The 19903-nt window shown below is 27.0% G+C and carries 20 protein-coding genes; 18 read left to right on the top strand and 2 right to left on the bottom strand.

Annotated elements, in window-relative coordinates; genetic code table 11:
• The first annotated feature begins 145 nt into the window (after nt 1-145).
• The 7 genes from EJJ37_RS15545 (at nt 146) to EJJ37_RS15575 (ending at nt 6105) form a co-directional block, all read left to right on the top strand.
• Nucleotides 146-1033: a DNA methyltransferase gene (locus EJJ37_RS15545; protein ID WP_042398912.1), complete on the top strand. Its 888-nt coding sequence runs from the start codon at nt 146-148 to the stop codon at nt 1031-1033.
• A gap of 239 nt (nt 1034-1272) precedes the next feature.
• A complete protein-coding gene (locus EJJ37_RS15550) occupies nt 1273-1602 on the top strand; it encodes a MobC family plasmid mobilization relaxosome protein (protein ID WP_042398908.1) in 330 nt (109 codons plus the stop codon).
• Nucleotides 1563-3134, top strand: a complete 1572-nt coding sequence (locus tag EJJ37_RS15555) for a relaxase/mobilization nuclease domain-containing protein (protein ID WP_052330683.1) — start codon at nt 1563-1565, stop codon at nt 3132-3134. Before EJJ37_RS15550 ends, EJJ37_RS15555 begins: the two co-directional genes overlap by 40 nt.
• 313 nt (nt 3135-3447) lie before the next feature.
• Nucleotides 3448-4017, top strand: a complete 570-nt coding sequence (locus tag EJJ37_RS15560; RefSeq protein WP_052330682.1) for a type III toxin-antitoxin system ToxN/AbiQ family toxin — start codon at nt 3448-3450, stop codon at nt 4015-4017.
• Nucleotides 4018-4149: 132 nt separating this feature from the next.
• The gene (locus tag EJJ37_RS15565; protein ID WP_042398903.1) at nt 4150-4647 is read left to right on the top strand and encodes a hypothetical protein; all 498 of its coding nucleotides are present in this window, start codon (nt 4150-4152) and stop codon (nt 4645-4647) included.
• A 195-nt stretch (nt 4648-4842) separates the two neighbouring features.
• Nucleotides 4843-5778 carry a ParM/StbA family protein gene (locus EJJ37_RS15570; RefSeq protein ID WP_042398900.1) on the top strand — a complete coding sequence of 312 codons (936 nt, stop codon included), beginning with the start codon at nt 4843-4845 and terminating at the stop codon, nt 5776-5778.
• A 12-nt stretch (nt 5779-5790) separates the two neighbouring features.
• Nucleotides 5791-6105, top strand: coding sequence for a hypothetical protein (locus EJJ37_RS15575; RefSeq protein ID WP_042398897.1), 315 nt, complete (start codon nt 5791-5793; stop codon nt 6103-6105).
• Nucleotides 6106-6137: 32 nt separating this feature from the next.
• On the opposite strand, the gene EJJ37_RS15580 is transcribed toward EJJ37_RS15575, so the two are convergent.
• Together EJJ37_RS15580 and EJJ37_RS15585 are read right to left on the bottom strand one after the other, a co-directional pair.
• The gene (locus EJJ37_RS15580) at nt 6138-7034 is read right to left on the bottom strand and encodes a helix-turn-helix domain-containing protein (RefSeq protein ID WP_166484796.1); all 897 of its coding nucleotides are present in this window, start codon (nt 7032-7034) and stop codon (nt 6138-6140) included.
• A 345-nt stretch (nt 7035-7379) separates the two neighbouring features.
• Complete coding sequence (locus EJJ37_RS15585; RefSeq protein WP_052330680.1) at nt 7380-7841, bottom strand: helix-turn-helix transcriptional regulator; 462 nt, start codon at nt 7839-7841, stop codon at nt 7380-7382.
• A gap of 218 nt (nt 7842-8059) precedes the next feature.
• Here EJJ37_RS15585 and EJJ37_RS15590 point away from each other — a divergent pair, with 218 nt between their 5' ends.
• The 11 genes from EJJ37_RS15590 to EJJ37_RS15640 all read left to right on the top strand — a co-directional run bounded on the left by EJJ37_RS15590 (nt 8060) and on the right by EJJ37_RS15640 (nt 19898).
• Nucleotides 8060-8401, top strand: a complete 342-nt coding sequence (locus EJJ37_RS15590) for a DNA-binding response regulator (RefSeq protein WP_133016440.1) — start codon at nt 8060-8062, stop codon at nt 8399-8401.
• A 126-nt stretch (nt 8402-8527) separates the two neighbouring features.
• Nucleotides 8528-9346 (top strand): hypothetical protein, encoded by an 819-nt coding sequence (locus tag EJJ37_RS15595; protein ID WP_133016441.1) that lies wholly within the window; start codon nt 8528-8530, stop codon nt 9344-9346.
• Nucleotides 9347-9434: 88 nt separating this feature from the next.
• Nucleotides 9435-9617 (top strand): hypothetical protein, encoded by a 183-nt coding sequence (locus EJJ37_RS15600; protein ID WP_074846604.1) that lies wholly within the window; start codon nt 9435-9437, stop codon nt 9615-9617.
• Between the two features lie 170 nt (nt 9618-9787).
• Nucleotides 9788-12544, top strand: coding sequence for a SpaA isopeptide-forming pilin-related protein (locus EJJ37_RS15605; protein ID WP_074846606.1), 2757 nt, complete (start codon nt 9788-9790; stop codon nt 12542-12544).
• A gap of 19 nt (nt 12545-12563) precedes the next feature.
• Nucleotides 12564-14414: an isopeptide-forming domain-containing fimbrial protein gene (locus EJJ37_RS15610; protein ID WP_074846609.1), complete on the top strand. Its 1851-nt coding sequence runs from the start codon at nt 12564-12566 to the stop codon at nt 14412-14414.
• Between the two features lie 42 nt (nt 14415-14456).
• Nucleotides 14457-15299 carry a class C sortase gene (locus EJJ37_RS15615; RefSeq protein ID WP_042398885.1) on the top strand — a complete coding sequence of 281 codons (843 nt, stop codon included), beginning with the start codon at nt 14457-14459 and terminating at the stop codon, nt 15297-15299.
• Nucleotides 15280-16029 (top strand): LPXTG cell wall anchor domain-containing protein, encoded by a 750-nt coding sequence (locus EJJ37_RS15620; protein WP_052330678.1) that lies wholly within the window; start codon nt 15280-15282, stop codon nt 16027-16029. The genes EJJ37_RS15615 and EJJ37_RS15620 overlap by 20 nt, the downstream gene beginning before the upstream one ends.
• Entirely contained in the window at nt 16017-16751 is a 735-nt protein-coding gene (locus EJJ37_RS15625; protein ID WP_052330677.1) for a class B sortase, read from the top strand. Before EJJ37_RS15620 ends, EJJ37_RS15625 begins: the two co-directional genes overlap by 13 nt.
• 375 nt (nt 16752-17126) lie before the next feature.
• Nucleotides 17127-17501, top strand: coding sequence for a hypothetical protein (locus tag EJJ37_RS15630; RefSeq protein WP_042398880.1), 375 nt, complete (start codon nt 17127-17129; stop codon nt 17499-17501).
• A gap of 160 nt (nt 17502-17661) precedes the next feature.
• Nucleotides 17662-18144 (top strand): PcfB family protein, encoded by a 483-nt coding sequence (locus EJJ37_RS15635; protein ID WP_042398877.1) that lies wholly within the window; start codon nt 17662-17664, stop codon nt 18142-18144.
• Nucleotides 18144-19898 carry a VirD4-like conjugal transfer protein, CD1115 family gene (locus EJJ37_RS15640; protein ID WP_042398874.1) on the top strand — a complete coding sequence of 585 codons (1755 nt, stop codon included), beginning with the start codon at nt 18144-18146 and terminating at the stop codon, nt 19896-19898. Before EJJ37_RS15635 ends, EJJ37_RS15640 begins: the two co-directional genes overlap by 1 nt.
• Nucleotides 19899-19903: the final 5 nt, after the last annotated feature.

The raw sequence follows: 19903 nt of genomic DNA on the forward strand, positions 1-19903 counted from the left end.
AGCTCAAAGAACAATTAGAAGTTCTTAGAGGTAAATTGTATGAAAAAATGTAGACTACATTGTTTATATGTAGTCTACGTATAAAATAAGTAAATTACGTCTGTGTACAAGCATGTACACGAGATATATAAAGGAGATTTTAAAAATGAATAGTATAGTTTCTTATCCAACTAGAGGGGAATATGGAGATAATAAATATAGGGGAAATGCAACAGGAAAATTATTAATTGACCTACATAAAATTTATAAATTTGATGAAATAAGTGATTATATGAGTGGAAGTTTTACAACTGCTGATGTAGGAAAAAAACTAGGAATAATAACTAATTGTTATGATTTAAATGGATTGAAAGGAGAAGAAACAAAATTTGATTTAATAGAAAATGATATTAAAGAAAGAAATAATTTTATATATTGGCATCCACCTTATTGGGATATTATTAAGTATAGTGGTCATATGTATGGAGATACACCTTTGAAAAATGATTTATCTCATATTAAAGATTATCAAGAGTTTATAAAAGCTATTAATTATTGCCTATCAAAACAATATGCGAGTTTGAAAGTTGGAGGAAGAATGGCAATATTGATGGCTGATGTAAAAAAGAATCATAAATTATATTCAATGCTTTTGGATATGAATAAATTAGGAACTGTAGAGCAAATAGTAATTAAAGAACAACATAATTGTATGAGCAATCATAGAAAATATTTTAATGAAAATTTTATAAAAATATCACATGAATATTGTTTAATACTTAGAAAAGATGAGCCTTTAATTTTAGATTACATGATTACAAAAAGGGGAAAAATGGATTTAAGAGATAGTTTAAAGGTTACTTGGAAAGACCTTGTTGCTTCAACAATTGAAAGTTTAGGGGGAAGGGTAAATTTAGAGAAGTTATATAAGAGTTTAGAAGGATATAAGAAGACATATAATAATCCAAATTGGAAAGCTAAGATAAGACAAACATTGCAGATATATCCTAATATTTTCGTAAATATAGAACGAGGAGTATGGCAATTAGTATAAATATAAAGATAAAGACTGGTAAAAAAATTACTAGTCTTTTTTGTTGAAATGCTTTTTCCTAAAAAGTATAATAAGAGATATAGAGAAGGGTAGCAAGCATAGTGAGTGGATAGCCACATCACTTTAATTTTAAAATATAAGGAAACCTTAATTTTAAAATTACTTGTTGAGGGATACCCCCAAACCCCCGAATAGAATAAATCATATATGATTTATTTTTTAGAAAGGAATTATAAATTATGGTTAATAGAAAAAGAGATATACAGAAATTTTTTCGAGTGAACGAAGAAGAAGATAAAATGATAAAAGAAAAAATGAAACAGTTAGGAACAGATAACTTTGGGGCATATGCAAGAAAGATGTTAATAGATGGTTATGTAGTTAAAACGGATTATACTACAATAAAAAATTTAATTAAAGAGATTAATAAAATTGGGGTTAATATAAATCAAATTGCTAAAAGAACAAATGAAACAAATAGAATTTATGAAGATGATATAAAAGAGTTAAAAGGAGAGCTTGAACAGGTATGGCAGTTACTAAAATCAAATCTATCAAGTCAACATTAAAAAAAGCATTAGATTATATAATGGATGAAAGCAAAACTGATGGAAAATTATTAGTAAGTGGGGGAAATTGTGCCCCTGAAACTGCATATTTAGAGTTTAAAATGACAGAAGAAACTTGTAAAGAAGTGATAGGAGATTATAGTAAAAAATCAAACAATTTAGCTTATCATATGATACAATCTTTTGATAGAAAAGATAAAATAACTCCTGAAGAAGCTCATAGAATTGGTGAAGAATTAGCAAAGAAATTAACAGATGAAAAATATGAGTATGTAGTTGCAACGCATATAGATAAAGGGCATATTCATAATCATATTATTTTTAATGCTTATAGTTATGCGACCTATAGAAAGTTTAATTGCAATAAAGATACTTTTAAAGAAATTAGAGAAATAAGTGATGAACTATGTAAAGAAAATGGATTAAGTATTGTAGAAAATCCTAAAGGAAAAGGTAAGCATTATAAAGAATGGTTGGAGAATAAAAAGGGTACAAGTTGGAAAGCTTACATTAAAGATACTCTTGATGAATTAATAGATAAAGTTAAGTCATTTGATGAATTAAAAACTGAAATGATTAATAGAGGTTTTGAAATAAAGGAAGGAAAATATATAGCATTTAAAGCACCTAATCAGCAAAGATTTTGCAGAGGAAAAACTATAGGTGAAGAATATACTAAAGAAGCTATAGAAAATAGAATTAATGAAAATCACAAGGCTAAAGAGATAATAATTAATAAAGATATTATTATTAATCAAAATGAAAATAATTATTTTGTTAGAGTGCCAGGAAGTGAAAACTATATATTTATAAATAAATCAGAATGTAATTGGATTAATGAGTTTGAATGTAAAGTAACATTATCAAAAAATGAATATAAATTTATAGATTCTTCAGGGGAAAAAGAAGAAATATTAACTGGTAAAGAAATAAATAATTACTTTACTAGTCAAGATAAAAAATCTAATGATATTAAAGTTGAAGATGTTAAAATTGATGAAAATGTATTTACTATCAGAAGAAATAAGATAAGAGATGTTAAAGAGCTTGCAAATGCAATAGTTCTATTAAGAAAAGAAAATATATCAAATAGAAATGAATTTGATGGTAAAGTACAAGAAGTATTAAATAAGAAAGATGAATTAATTAATATTATTAAAGAATTAGAAAATAAGAACGCTAAATTTAATCAAGTATCTAAATATTTGATAACATACAATAATTATAAAGAAATTTACGAGAAACATGGAAATAAGAAAACTATATTTGGGGGATATAAAAAACATGAAAATGAGATATTAATGTTCCTTCATGCTAAAGAAAAACTAGAAAACTTGGGTATAAATACAAACGTTAGTATAGATAAGTTAAAAGAAAAAATAATTGAACAAAAAGAAGAAATTTCATTATTAGGTAATGAATTTAAAAATATAGAAAAAAGATTAGAAAGTATAAGAAAGGCTAATAGTAAAATAGAAAATATAATACAAGAAAAAATCGACTTAACTAAAGAGAAAGAAAAAGAGAGATAAATTAATCTTATACAAAAATCATTAGTTATTAGGATCATTGGTTATCTTTATATAAAGGCATAAATAAAAGTACAATGTAGTTGAATATTTATATGCAGAATGGTATAATATATTATATAGAATATAATGATTATAAATCAGTATAAAGAGCGGTGAATCTCCACCAGTAAGTGAGAAACTAAAAGAGCGGTGAATCTCCACCAGTAAGCGAGAAACTAAAAGAGCGGTGAATCTCCACCAGTAAGCGAGAAACTAAAAGAGTGAAAAAAGTAATCAAAATTGATTACTTTTTTTTTATAAGGGGAGAATGGGAATGAGAATATATATAGTTAAAGAGGATTATATAAATTATCTAAAGAAATTTGATGATAATATTAGAGATAATAAAAATGAATCACGTCCATATATAGGGATATTATTAGAAGTTAATGGGATGAATTATATAGCTCCGTTGGCATCACCTAAAGAAAAACATAAATCTATGAAGAATAATATAGATTTTTTTAAATTGGAGAATGGAGATTTAGGTGTTATAAATTTAAATAATATGATACCAGTACATAAAGAAAATATAGTAGAGTATAATTTTGAAGAAAGACATAATCGTAAATATTCAATATTATTAACAAAGCAAATAAGATTTATAAATAAAAATGAAGATGTAATTAAAAATAAAGCTAATAAATTATATAATAAGGTTATAAGTGGAAGAAGCTTTATAGCTAAAAGATGTGTTAATTTTGAACTTATAGAAAAAAAAGCTTTAGAATATAATTCAGATATTAGAGAAGCAGCAGTAACAAAAACTGTAGGAATAAAAGATATTGTTAAAGATGCTTCAAAAAAAGCTGATGAACATAATAAAAAAAAAGAAAAGATTTAAAAGTTCATAAAGATATATATAGGTAAGCGATTTGTATATTAATTTAATATATAAATCGCTTATTTTTACAATTACATGTAAAATAATGGTACAATATTAGTGTAATATTACAAGTAAGTGTGAGGTGTAAAAATGGAATGGAACAGAAATAATTTAATAAAAATAGTTGAATTTATAAATAAAGAGTTGAATAATGGAAAACCAATGGTGAAAATCGAAAAAGAATCATTTGGAGAAAATGAACGAGTAATTCATAAAAGACTTATTAGATTAGGATATAAAAAGATAGATAATCAGTATGTATTACAAAATGATATTACAAGTAATATTACTAAAAAAGAAGCAAATACCCAAAGAGAAGATAGTAAGAATTTTAAAGATGAAGTAAATAATGAAAGACTATTATTATTATTAGATAATTTAGATGAAATTTTATCATTAATTAATAAAAAGAATTCAAACAATATTACAAGTAATATTACAGGAGTGAGAAGTAATATAAATGATGTAAGATCATTTAGGATAGATACTGGAATTTATGAAGAGATAAAAAAATTATCTTATAAAAGCAATGAAACTATTGGAGAAATAATAAATATTGCTTTAGAACAATATTTAAAAAATTTATAAAACAATGGTATATCAATTTTTGAAATATATTAAATTGATATAACGTTGATATAACAATTAATATTTGAATTTGAATTTATATACCAATGCTATATCAATTATTTTTAGTTGAAAATTGATATAGCATTGACATAACAATTTTTATGTGTTACTATATAAATATAGTAATTAGGAAATAAAAAAAGAGGTGTAAAAATGGAGAAAAATATTATTAATCAAGAATCTCAAATAATAGGAGCAGATATTGGGCGTGGATATACAAAAGGTTATACAGTTTACAATGGAGAAGCTAGTGAATGTTGCTTTAAATCAATAGTTAGTCTAGGAAGAGAAATAGATTTTGATGACTATAAAGATCCGATATATTTAGAAGTTGAAGGAGAAGAATATTTTGCTGGTATATTAGCTGAAGTAGAAGGTTATTCTCCAACTTCTAATAATATGGAATCTAAGATTACGTTAACTGCTGAAAAATTATTATATGCATTATTAGATAAGTTAGCAGTAGCTAATAGTGTTAAACTTGTATTAGGAGTTCCAAATAAATCTTATAATAAAAGAACTTTAACAGAAGTGATAGAAGCTTATAAGGGTAAAACAGTAAAGATAATGAATAATATAACTAAATGTTATAAGAAAGTTTTCATAGAAGATATATCAATATTTAGAGAGTCAGATGCAGCATTATTTTGGGAATTAAGAGATAGAACAACTACTAATAAACCTATTGGAATGGTAACTGTAGGTTTTAGAACTACAGAATTTACATACTTTGATAAGGGAATGAAGTTTAATGATAAAAAATCTAAATCGCTTGAATTAGGAAATAAGACAGCTCTTGAATATGTGCAAAGAGAATTAAATGATAAATATAATTTATCTAAAGAGTTATTTGAAATAGATAGTAATACTGGTGATTATGATAAATTAAAGGAAAAAGGATACAGAATACTTTCAGAAAAAGTAGCTCAAGAAGTTGATAGTTATTGGGTTAATACTGAAGAAATGGATATTTATTTTGGTGGAGGAACTACTCAAAGAATGAAAATATATAATGGTACTTTAGTAGAAGCACCACAAATGGCAACTGCTAAAGGTCTTTACATTGTGGGTACAAAAGTCTTTAAATAAGGAGATACTAAAATGGCGAAGATAAGTAAGACCTATACAATAGAAGAAGAAACTTTAAACATTGTTAGGGAAAATAAAGAGGATAGAAACCTTTCAAGTGATTCAGCTAGTTTAGAAAGAATAGTATTAGAATGGGCAGTTCTAAAAGGGAATAATAATGGAACAAGTAACGTACATTCCAATATAGATATTAATAAAATAGTAGAAAAAGTACTAGATAGGTTACAAGAAGATAATAAAAAAAAATGTGAAGAAATATCTGTAGATAAGGAAAATACTGATTATGAGAACTCTATTAATGAGTTATTAAATGATATACCTGATTAGTTAAAATATAAAAAGATGAGTAATATATACTATTACTCATCTTTTCTTATATAATCAGAAAGTTTACCAAGAACTTTACCTAATATATGAACATTAATATCTTTATATATTTGAACTTGGTGTATTGGGTTAGTGCTTTGAGGGGTTAAAATAATTTCATTAGGAGAGAAATTGATTTTTTTGCAAGTAGCTTCATCATCAATTACAGCAATAACAATATCATCATTATTAACTAAATTTGTACTTTCAATTAATATTAAATCACCAGGGGGATAGATTTTATTCATACTATCTCCTTTAACTTCAAGAATAAAATAATTTTTAGAAGGACATAGGATATTGGAAGGGATTTTATAAGTGTTTATTATTTCTTCGTAAGCATAACAAGGATTCCCAGCAGATACTTTTCCAATTAGGTTTATAGATCTATAGTCAATACTTTTTTCATTAGTTTTAAGTTCACTAGTATTAGGTGAGATTTCATCACTAATCTCTACATCTTGATCGGTATAAAGATTTATATACTTAATTAGATTATCAATTTCTTTAATTTTTTTTGGAATTTCATAATTAATTAGGGATAAACATTTTCTTTTTTTATTCTCCAATTCAAATAAGATATTTTTACGCATATCTAAATTAATATCCTTAATTTTTTCATCATAATTAATATCATTTGAAATTTTGTTTTGAATATCCTTCAAAAATTTATCATTGTTGCTAAGGTTTTCAGTCAAGAGTTTATCTATTTCAACGTTAAGGAAATCGGAAATTTTTATTAAAACATCTATACCAGGCTCTCGGCGACCATTTTCATAGTTAGAATATGAGCTAGGATTTAATTTTAAGTGATTTGCTATTTCTTTTTGGCTGATATTTAAAGAACTCCTTATATATTTTAGATTTTCACAAAAGTAATTCTTTTTCAAAAAAAAATCACTCCTTTCTATCAATAGAATAATAGCAAAATAGAACAAAAAACAGAAAAAGTTTCGATATGAATAAAATAACAAAAAGATAAACATTTCATATTGACATAAAATGTTGAAATTGATATTATATTGTTGTAATAAGACAAAAATATAAGTAGATAATTAAATTTGTCCAACTAAATGGGTTGGGGCAACTATGTAAAAGTTTAGAGGTGTTTTGAGAAAATTTAAAAGGAAAGACTTGAAGAAATGTTAAAAGAAAAGTGTTCCCAGGGGACATGAATTAATAATGGATAGATTTAATATAAGAAAATATAAAAAAGATGAGTGATATGAAAATTATTACTCATCTTTTTTGTTGTGTGAAATTTCATTTGTTAAATCTTCATTATAAATATTGTTTATAAAATTTAAAAGAGAATCTATTTCAGATATTTTAACATCAATTTCACTTAATATAGTTTTTTTCTTTTCTTCATAAAATCTTTTATTTTTTAAAAGTTTTTCTTTTAAGTCAGAATAGTTAAATTCATTTAAATTTACACTAATTCTTGGTTCTTCAGATATAATAGTATCTATTTTACTTTTGACAACAGTATTAATTCTACTTTTTAAAAGATCATCAATTGAACAATTAAAAAAACTAGATATTTTTATTAAAATTTCAATATTTGGCTCGCTTATTCCATTTTCGTAATTTGAATAGCGAGATCTTGTTATACCTAGGGCTTTTGATAGATCATTTTGGCTATAATCATTATCTATTCTTAGGCTTTTTATATTGTTAGCAAAAGTAGATTTCATATAATCACCTCATTCATAATAGTGTATACATTTATTTAGACATAAAAATAAAGCATATTCATAGCACGACAAGAAAATAATCTTGTCGTCAAAACTTCTGTTGACAAAATACTTGTCAAATGATAATATATATTTAAATTAGTTAAATATGGTAATTGAAAATAAAAATGTCCAACTAAATGGGTTGGGGCAACTATATATATTTGGAGGTATTAATTATGGTATTGGATTTGAGAGATAAAATTATGATTGAAAAATTATATTTAGCTGGAGTAGATGCTAAAGAAATATCTCGTAGAATTGGCAAGAGTGTTGATGCTATTAGAAAATATATACAGAGAAATTTAAAAGATTTAAAAGAAAAACATGAAGCTGAAAAGGAAAGAACAAGAGAGGTTTTAAGAAAAACTAAGTGGGAGTGTTCGCAAGAAATTTCAAATAGTAATTTTGCAAAATTTAATAGATCTATTTATAAACAAGCAAGGAATGGAGATTTAATACTAGATAGAAAAGTAGCACCAGTAGTTACATTTGATACGTCTACAAGAATTACAAAATAAAAATAAATTTGGTATAATATTGCTAAAACAGAGGATAAATTAAAGATATTGAGGAATTAAAGATATTGAGGAATTAAAGGTAAAAAAGTGTTCCCGAGGAACACAAATTTATAAGGAGGTAAATTGATGAATTTAGAAAAAATAAAAAAAATATTAAAGAGTAAAAAAGGAATTGTGGCAAGTGGAGTAATAGTAGGAACTATAGTTATTGGAATTATTGGTGGAGTGTTAGTTAATGGAGCAAGTAAATCAAATGATATAGCAGAAAATAATAAACCAGTTATCAATAATAAAAAAGAAGATAATAAAAAAGATAAAGATGAATCAGTAGTATCAAAAGAAAATAATAATGCTGAAGATAAAAAAGAGGAAGTGAAAGAAACTGAATCTAATATCAATATGCCTGAAAATAGTACAAGCAGTAATGATATAAATATCAATAATACTAATAAAAATAATAGCCAATCTAGTAGTAGCAATGCTAATAGTAATACTAGCAATAACAATAGTAGTAATACTAGCAGTAACACTAATAGTAATACTAGCAGTAACACTAATAGTAACACTTCAAATGGAAGTACTCATACTCATAGTTGGAACCCTATAACTGAACAAGTTCACCATGAGGAGGTAGGTCATTGGGAAGATGTAGTTGTTAAACCAGCTTGGACAGAAAGTATTCCAGTATATGAAGATCAAGCTAGAGATATTTGTAACACTTGTAATGCCGATTTGACTGGAACAGATATAGCTGCTCATGTTAAAAAGCATATGATGGCAGGTGAAGATAAAGGTGGTCATAGAACAGAATGGGTTCAAGTTCAAGTAGGAACAAATAGTGTTAACCACCCAGCAGTAACAGAAAAGAAATGGGTAGTAGATAAAGCAGCTTGGACAGAAACAGTTACAGTTGGACATAGTTGTAGTTGTGGAGCGACTAAGTAATATAAAAAATATTATAGTATGTATTATTAAAGTGCCTAGAAACTAGGCACTTTTTAATTGTTATTTTTCAGTAAAGGAGCAATTGTTAATGAAAAATGATAGGGGGAATATAATTTTATCTAAAAGTGATATACAACAATTGAGAATGGCTTATAATAATAAAAATATTTCTGATTATTACTTAAATTTTGATGTAGCCAATATTATGAAATGTGAGAACCTTAGTAAAGAAAAGGCTATAAATAAAATATTAAGACTATTAAATGATTAAATAAAGAAAGTGTTCCCGAGGAACACTTTTAAATCTAATTATGTAACATAAAGAACTTCAACTATTAAATAGTTGGAGTTTTTTAATTGCATAATTTAAAAAGTTGATGGGGGGGAGAAAAATTAATTACAGTTTTTTATCTGAAATAAAAAGTTAAGGAGGGAAACTTAGTGAGGAAACTCAAAAGAATTTTAAGCTTGTTTTTAGTGAGTATTTTAGTTGTAGGAAATGTTCAAGCCATACCAGCAGAAGCATCTAATATAACGAAGCTAGAAATAAAAGTTAAAGGGGAAGGTGAAGTTATTATTGATGATGGAAGTTCTAAATATTCTTTAGGAAATAAAGATGTTTTTAGAGCAGATTGTACAGTAGATACTAATTTAAGAATAACTGCTACACCGAATGAAGGATATTTTATATCATCTATTGATGGTATAGAGAATGATGGAGTAATAAATGGAAATAGTAAAATTTATGATGTTAATCTAAAAGAAAATGCTAATTCTATAATTATTAATTTCACAGAAAATCCAAAAGAAGAAATTAAAGATGAAATAGTTCAATCAGATGTGATTCAAGAAGAAATACAAGATACATCAAATGAAATAGATACTAATGAGAAAAAGCCACAAGAAGAGAATAAAGTAGATAAGATACTTAATGAGTATCTTGAAGGTATATATGATTCTGAAGAAGCTTTGAATTTTAGAAAAGAACTTGTTTCTAAGCATAAGTTAGAAGATAAGGTAGATGAAAACTTCTTTTTTAAAGATGAATATATAAACAAGCTTATTGATTTAGAAACTATAGGTGATTGTATTGTTTTAGTAGATATATCAAAGAAAGATTTAGCTTTAGATTATCTTCAAGATGAAAATGTAGATCCAATTTTAGAAAGTCTGAATAATTTAAATCCTATTAGAACTAGATTGAGAAGATCATTATCTTTTATGGCAGCTAGAACTGGAATGACTGTTACTAATCATGGTAACTTAACTTACTATGAGGGTGGGATTCTTATGGGTAGGTCAGATATGTTTAGTATAAATGGACGTACAGCTTTTTGTGCTGATCACTCTAAGGTATCACCAGGAACTGGGGTAAGAATACTTAGCACTTCGGTTGAAGGTAATTCTGATATAAGAAAGATATTGTATTATGGTTTTGAAGGACCAGGACAAATAGGTGGTTGGGCATCTAATGGTTTAAGAATTGCGACTGCAATGGCTATTTCTGAAGTAAGACATGGTGATGGTAAAAACTTAGGTAGAAGATTACTTAATCAAGTAAGAGGTTTACCTGAACCACCATCTTCATTTACTGCATATATTGCTGATACAGAAGGAAGCTCTTATCAAGATTTAGCATTTTGGATGTATAATCCCAAAGGTTCATTACAAATATCTAAATCATCTGCCGATCCATCAATAACGAATGGAAATAATTATTATAATATAACTGGTGCAGAATATGGGGTATTTACAGGATCTAATGCTACAGGTCAAGTAGCAACTCTTGTTATAGGTTCTAATGGTTGGTCACAAGAAATTCAATTAGATTCAGGAACTTATTATATTAAAGAAACCAAGGCACCTAAGGGATATGCATTAGATAGAAATATATATCCGATAACAGTTAATTCGGGTAGTAAGTCAACTAAAGCATTTACAGATAGACCTCAAGCTGACCCAATTGGTATCTTAATTAGAAAAGTAGATGCCGATACTGGTGCTAATAAACCTCAAGGTAGTGGTTCTTTAGCAGATGCTCACTTTACTATTAAGTATTATGCAGGGGAGTACGCAGATAATGTAAACCCTTCAGATTTAGGAGTATCTCCAACAAGAACTTGGGTGTTAAAAACTGATAGTGATGGTTTTACGTATTTAAGTGATAGTTATAAAGTATCAGGAGATCCTTTCTACTATAATAGTACTTCTGCACCTACCATACCTTTAGGGACTATAACAATTCAGGAAACTAAAGCCCCTATTGGTTATAAGGTAAACCAAGAAGTATTTGTTAGAAGAATAACTCCTAACAGTTCTGCTGAAAATGTTAATACTTATGTTGAGCCTACAATAAAAGAAGATTCCTTAGATTTTACTATAAGAAAAGTACAAGAAGGAACACATATATTACTACCTAATGTAAAGTTTAGACATACAAAACCTAACGGAACAACTGAAGAATTAACAACTAATCCAAATGGAGAAATAGTAATTAAGGGGTTAGAGCAAGGAACACATAAAATAATAGAAATATCAACTACTGAAGGATTTGAAGTAAATCCAAATGAGTTTGTTTTTGAAGTTACATCAAGTAATACAATAAGAGTAATATCTAATACTACTAATATGGGAATGAGCTATGTAGAATCAGAAGGCAATGGGGTATTGACAGTAGAAAATAGTTTAAGACCTTTTCAATTAAAAGTAGTTAAGGTTAATGATAAGAATACACCATTAAAAGGTGCTGAATTTACTTTATATTCTGATAGAGAATGTAGAAATGAAATAAGTAAGGCAGTTTCTAACGAAAAAGGAGAATTATTCTTTGATGGGTTAAAAGTTGGAACTCAATATTATTTTAAAGAAACAAAAGCACCTGAAGGTTATAGAATACCTGTAGATTCAAATGGAAATGTTCATGTATATGAAGTAGTTACTGAATCTCAACCATCAAATGGTATTTTTAACTTTACAATAGATGGAGTTAAGTATAATGCTAATTCTACAAATGGTGATATTCATATAGAAGGAAATAAAAATGATAGAGTAATCAGCGTTAAAGTAGTTAATTACATAACTATGAAACTACCAAGTACAGGATCAGGAATGATGATACCTATATTAGTAGTTGGTATGTCTTTAATGGGGGTTGCAATTATAATGAGTAGAAAATCTAAGAAAGAAAATAAGAGATAGGTTATAGGGGGATAGTCAAATGGCAAGACATAAAATATTAAAATCTGTATTATCATATGCATTAGTTGCGGGAGTTTTAGCAACGAGTACATTACCAAGTGTAATGGCTCATGCAGAAACTAGAAATGAAAGTGCTGCTACAACTTATGCTTTTGTAAATAAAAATACACCAGGGGGTGTAGCAAATTTTGGTCGTGGAAGTGCTTCAATTACTATTGAAGGTAATAACACAAGTCAAACTTTAGTTGGTAAAAAGTTCAATGTGTACAAGCTATTCAATGCTCAAAATTCTACTGGTTTAGAATCTATAAACTATACAATGAATCCAGATTATGCACCAGCATTAAAAAATGTTGTTGGTAAGAAATTAAACAAAGAAGCTAGTAAAGTAACAGAATATGAAATTATAGATTATATTCAATCTTTAAACAACAATAAAGTTGAAGGTGCTAATGCTGAACAAACTTTAGAAGGAAGATATAGTGAGTTTAGATATTTTGTTGAAGAGTTAAGAAACGAGATAGTGAAATTAAAAATTAAATCTGATGTTGTAACAGTTACAGAAGTTAAGTCAAATAACAGTATAGAATTAACAGGGTTAGATTATGGATATTATATAGTAGATGAAGTATCTAATGTTTCAGGTTCTCATTCAGCGGGATCTTTATGTATGGTAAATACGGCTAATCCTAATGCATCAGTTCAAGTAAAATCTGATTATCCATCAGTTATCAAGAAGATAAAAGAAGATGATAATGTAGATTCAGTTGGAAATGATGGTTGGAACGATATAGGGGATTATGAAATAGGACAAACTGTACCTTTCAAATTTGAGTCAAATGTACCAAATATGAATGGTTATCATACTTATTATTATGCTTGGCATGATAAAATGGACGAAGCTTTAACATTTAATAATAATTCAGTAGGTATTAAAATAAGTGATTCTACAGGAAAATCATATACATTACAAAATAGTGAGTTTAATGTAGTTGAAAATCCAGGAAAAGATGAAACTTTCAAGGTAGAAATTGTTGATTTAAAGGCAATAGTTGATAGAGAGTTTAATAATAAGAATGATTTAAATGAAAATGTTTATGGGCAAAAAGTAGAATTAACATTCAATGCTACTTTAAATGATAAAGCAGCTAATGATACTGGTAGACCAGGATTTGAAAATGATGTTAAATTAGAGTTTTCAAATAATCCTGATGGTGATGGAGAAACTGATAGAGGGGAAACTCCTTGGGATACTGTAGTTTGCTTCACTTATAAAATCAATGGTTTAAAGATAAATGACCATGATTTAAAACTAGAAAATGCTAAATTTAGATTATACTCTGATAAAGAGTGCAAAAATGAAGTATATGTAAAGAAAGCTGAAAGTGGATATATAGTAATCAATAGAGATAGTGTTCAAGGTGGTGTACCAAGTGATGCAGTAGAAATGGTTTCTGATGCAGAAGGGGTATTCACAATTATTGGATTAGACCAAGGTACTTATTGGTTAAAGGAAACTGGTGCTCCTGATGGATATAGACCAATATTAGATCCAATAGAAATAAATATAATTCCTACTTTCACAGAAAACAGAAATGTTTATGTAAAAGGTGATGGAGCAACTGATAAAACTCTTAAAACTTTAGAAGCAACTGCCAATATAAAAACTTTTTGGGATGGAATATTTAATGAGAATAATCAACCATTAGATACTAATGTTGATGATGGATCTCTTAACATAACTGTAATAAATAAGGTTGGTAGCAAACTACCTGTAACTGGTTCGGGTGCAACTATAGCATTAATTGGTTTAGGCTCAACATTAATGACAGGAGCATTAGCAGTATCAAGAAAAAAGAGTAAAAAGTAAAAAAGCTTATATAAATAAAGACAATGGAAAGTGAGTGTTGATATGGATGGGAGAAATGTTATTCGTAAGATAATATTTATAATTGGATTTCTAATATGTATATATCCTTTAGGTAGTAGTATTATAGAAAGTTTTTATCAGAGAGAAGCTATAGCAACTTACGAAAATGCAGTTAATAATATAGATAGAGCAGAATTAGAACTAGAGTACAATAAAGCTGAAGAATATAATTCAGCTTTATTTAATTACAAAAATAATATATTAAATACTAATTCAATTAGTGTTTTAGGTGAAGAAAGCTATAATAATATTCTTGATATGGGAAATGGAATAATGGGAAGCATTGAAATTCCTAAAATAAATGTTAATCTTCCTATATATCATGGGACATCTGATGAAGTGCTTTCAGTAGGCGTAGGACATGTTTACAACAGTAGTTTACCTATAGGGGGAATTAATACTAGAAGCGTTCTAACAGGGCATAGAGGACTTCCTAATGCGAAATTATTCACTCGTTTAGATGAAATAGTTGAAGGCGATTTATTCTTCGTTAGAATACAAGATAAAACATTAGCTTATAAAGTGAATAATATTGAAGTTATTGAGCCTGAAGATATAGATGCAGTAAATATTATTGAAGGTAAAGATTTAGTATCTTTAATAACGTGTACTCCTTATGGAATTAACACTCACAGATTAGTTGTTACGGGTGAAAGAGTTCCTTATGAACCATCTGAATATGAGAGTATTGAATCAAATAGAATGTCTAATAGAGAAATACTATTTGCTAGTATTCCTTTTATATTTTTAACTTTAGCAGTAGTTTTAAAACTAAGTGATAAAAGAAGAAAGGAGAGAGAAGGGCATGAAGTTAAGGAAGATTAATTATATATTAGCTATGGCTTTATTAGTATCTTCTATATCAGCATCAGCAGTTAATGTTTATGCTGATACTATTAATAATATCAATAGTAGAGCTATAATAACTGATTCTGTTGTAATAGATAAAGAAGATAGTGGAAGTACATTAGTGCCAGGAGATATACTTGAAGAAGTAAAAAGTGGAACTGGTAGTATTACAATAACTTTATCTGATACTGAAGATAATAGAGATAAAGGTAATGTGAAATTTGGATTATCTAAAGTAGCTGATGTTATAAATGGAGAATATAAAGTATTAACTCAATATGAAGCAGTAAATATAGATTTAAATAATATAAAAACTGCTACAGATTTGGAATTAGCAGCTAACTTATTTAAGAAGGTAGTAAGTACAGATAATATATTAACAACTGATAAAAATGGAAAATGTACTATAGATGATTTAGATGTAGGAGTATATTTGCTATATGCAACAGATATTTCAAACTATGAAAACATAACACCATTTTTAGTATCAATTCCATCTTGGAATGAAGCTGATAAAACTATGTCTTATGACATAAATGTTATTCCCAAACATACTAAGATTATAGAAGAAGAAAAACCTAAAGTACCAGCAACAGGATATGATAATAAAGCTTATTTATATCTAGGGGTAGGGACTTGTTTATTAATAGGTAGCAGTATTTTATTTTTTGGAGTAGGGAAGAAAAAGAAAAAATGCGAAAAGTAATAGCAAGTATATTATTAATAGTATCAATAGTGTTTCTATATAAGGGGTTTGTTGAATTTAGATATATGATATCAAATAAAGCTAAAAATCAAAGTCTTAGAGAAGTAGCAACAAGTGAAGTTGTTAATGATCCATTAGATAGAATTATAGACTTTGAGAAATTAAACAGTATAAATAAAGATATAAAGGCATGGATTTATGTTCCTGGAACAAAAATTGATTATCCTATATTGGTTGGAGAGTCTGATGAAGAATATCTATATAATGATATGAATAAAGAATATACTCCTTTAGGTTCAATATTTTCTTATAGTGGAACAAACTTTACAAAAGGGAATACATTTATTTTTGGGCATAATATGGCTAGTAGTCAAATGTTCGGTGAACTTAGAAAATATATAGATAAAGATTTTTTGAAAGAGCATAGATATTTATATATTTATACGGAAAGAAAAGCTATGAAGTGTGATATATTTTCAATTTTTATAACAAATGAAAATGATGATATATTTAATGGAGAATATGAACTTGGAACGGTAGAGTATGTATCGTTAATTGAAGAGTTAAATAAAAGAAATAAGTATAGTGAATATAGTTTAGAGGAATCAAGTATTAATTATTCAACAAGCCAAATATTTAACTTAATAACTTGTTATGGAGCTGAAGGTACAACTGAAAGATTAGTTGTAAATGGAATAGTAGAAGAAGAAAAAATAAGATAAATAATAATATAAGGGTGTTCCCTGGGAACACCTTTTTATTATTCAGTAAATTAAATAAAGCAAGTATTTTAATGCTTATTTTATTTAATTTACTCAATCAAAGTAATATAAAAAAGGAGGATTTGTATGTTTTTAATGTTGGTAGTTTTATTTTTATTAGGGTTTTCAGCATTTGCTTGTGCAATTGTTGGAACGAGAGCTGGTAAAAGGCGATACGATTAATTAATATTTTTTTAGAAAGGATATACGATAGGGGTCAAATAAGTAAAATAAATTTATTTTATTTATTATTATAAGATGTATGGAAGTTAAAAAATATTATAGATAATTTTAAAAGTGTTCCCGAGGAACACTTTTGTTATGGAGGTTTTTGAAGTGGATAGAACAGAAATTTCAATAGGAGTAAGATTAATGAGGGAAACATTAATTGACTTAGAGAGATATATAGTAAGTGAAGGATTGCATAGATATAGGATAAAACCTTCACAAGTAGCAACAATGATTGTAAAGGATTGGTTAAATAAACCTATTTTAGATAAATCTAAATTGATATATGGAAGAATTAACAATGAGCCTAAGATAAGTAGATTAACAGTAAAACTTTTAGAGGAAGAAAATATTAAACTTTACGAAATATATGTTAAAGAATATATAAGAGAGTGTTCATCTGTTAACGTGCTAATATACAATATAATTTTACAATTTTTAGAGAATAAAGGAACACTAAGTATATTAGATGAATTAAAATAGGTTTGTAATATTACAAGTAATTTATCAAAGGTATAGTAATATTAGAAAAATTTTTCAAAGTGTAAAGGGTGTTCCCGAAGGACATCTTTTTATAAATATTTTACAAAAGAACTTCTGACAGGCAATAGCCGAGAGTTTTTTTGCGAGAGGAGGTGAGTGTATGCTAGGAGATGAAGTAGGAAATAAAGCAATAGGGGTTACTGTAAAAGCATCACAGATTACAGCTAAATTAGTATTAGAGGTGATTAGATCTATAGCAAATGATAAATATAAGGTTGTTAATGGAAAGCAGAGTTTAAAAGAGTTGAACAAAAAGGGAAAAGCTTTAGAAAATGTAAATATAGATAAAGCTGATTTAAAAGCAATTCAAAGGCAGCTAAAAAAAGATGGAATTGATTTTGCAATAAAAAAGGATTCTTATAATGAAGTTTTCAACCTATATTTTAAGGGGCAAGACATCAGCCAAATTGAAAAAATATTTAAGGATTATGCAAGTAAAAATTTTAAGGATTTTAAGAGAGATGAAAGAAAGGAAGTTAAGGAGGTTGTAAAAGAAGCTAAAGTAAAAGCTGAAGAGCATAATAAGGAAGTAGAGCTTAATAAAAATGAAAAACAATTTGTTAAAGATAGAGGGGATAGATAATGAAAAAAGAAAAATTAATATTCACTTCTATAGCATCAATAATAGTATTTTATATATTTAATAGAATAGCTTTTTTGTATCAAAGTTTAGAAGGGGATATACTTACCAAAATTAATTTTATTATGGATAATTTGAGTAAATCTATCCTGGAAAACATATTTTTTATAGATAAAACACCAGAATCCATATTGATAGGTCTAGTTGGATTGATAGGTGTTTTTTTAGTGGTTTTATATAATTCTTTTACAAGAAATAATAGATTAGAAGGTAAGGAGCATGGTTCAGCAGAATGGGGAAGTGCGACTGATATAAAACCTTTTATAGATAAGAATTATGAAAAAAATATGTTACTAACTGAAAGTGAAAGAATATCAATAGATACAAGAAAAACATTGCGAAATAATAATATTCTTGTTGTAGGTGGTTCAGGTTCGGGGAAAACAAGATTTTTTGTTAAACCTAATTTAATGCAGTTACACACATCTTATGTAATAACTGATCCTAAAGGGACTTTATTACCTGAATGTGGAAAGATGTTATTGGATGCAGATTATAATTTAAAGTATTTCAATACAATAGATTTCTCTAAATCTATGCACTATAACCCGTTTGAATATATAAGAAAAGAAAAAGATATTTTAAAATTAGTAAACACAATAATATTAAATACTAGTGGAGAAGGTGAAAAATGCAAAGAGGACTTTTGGATAAAAGCTGAAAGATTGTTATATCAAGCTTTAGTAGGATATATATATTATGAATTACCCAAAGAAGATAGAAATTTTAGCACTTTACTGTATTTATTAAATCAAATGGAAGCTAAAGAGGATAATGAAGAATTTAAAAATCCTATAGATATAATATTTGAAGATTTAGAAAGTAAAGATGAAGGTCATTTTGCAGTAAGACAATATAAAAAATATAAACAAGCTGCTGGTAAAACAGCTAAATCAATATTAATTAGTTGTGGTGCTAGGTTATCACCTTTTGATATTAAAGAGCTTAGAGAAATAACAGAGTATGATGAACTAGAACTAGATACTTTGGGAGATAACAAACAAGCTTTATTTATTATTATAGATGATACAGATAGTACATTTAATTTTTTAGTTGCTATTTTATATACTCAAATGTTTAATGTCCTATGTAATAAAGCAGATAACGAGTATAAAGGAAGATTACCAGTTCATGTTAGATGTCTTTTAGATGAGTTTGCTAATATAGGTCAAATTCCTTCATTTGAAAAATTAATAGCAACTGTAAGAAGTAGAGAGATATCAGTAGTTCCTATAGTTCAAAATATGGCTCAAATAAAAGGATTGTATAAAGAACAAGCGGGAACTATTGTAGGTAACTGTGATACTACCCTATTCTTAGGAAGTGGGGAGGAAGAAACACAAAAATCTATATCAGCTAGAGTAGGTAAAACAACTATTGACCATACTGCAATAAATATAAGTAAAGGGCAATCAGGAAGTTTATCATTAAATAATCAAATTATAGCAAGGGATTTAATAACGCCAGCAGAAGTTGGGTTGCTAAAGACAGATGAATGTTTACTTTTTATAAGAGGAGTAAAGCCTTTTAAATCAAAGAAATTTAAAATAGAAAAGCATAAAAGATATAAGGAATTAGCTGATTATAGTGAAGATAATAGATATGATGTTTTAAAAGAAAAAAATAAAGATATTTTAGATGAAAAAACTGAAATTAAAGAAATTGAATTAACTGAAGAAATAAATAATTTAGTATAAAAAAG

It is taken from the genome of Clostridium cuniculi, from assembly GCF_004353185.1.
Taxonomy (GTDB): Bacteria; Bacillota; Clostridia; order Clostridiales; family Clostridiaceae; genus Clostridium; species Clostridium cuniculi.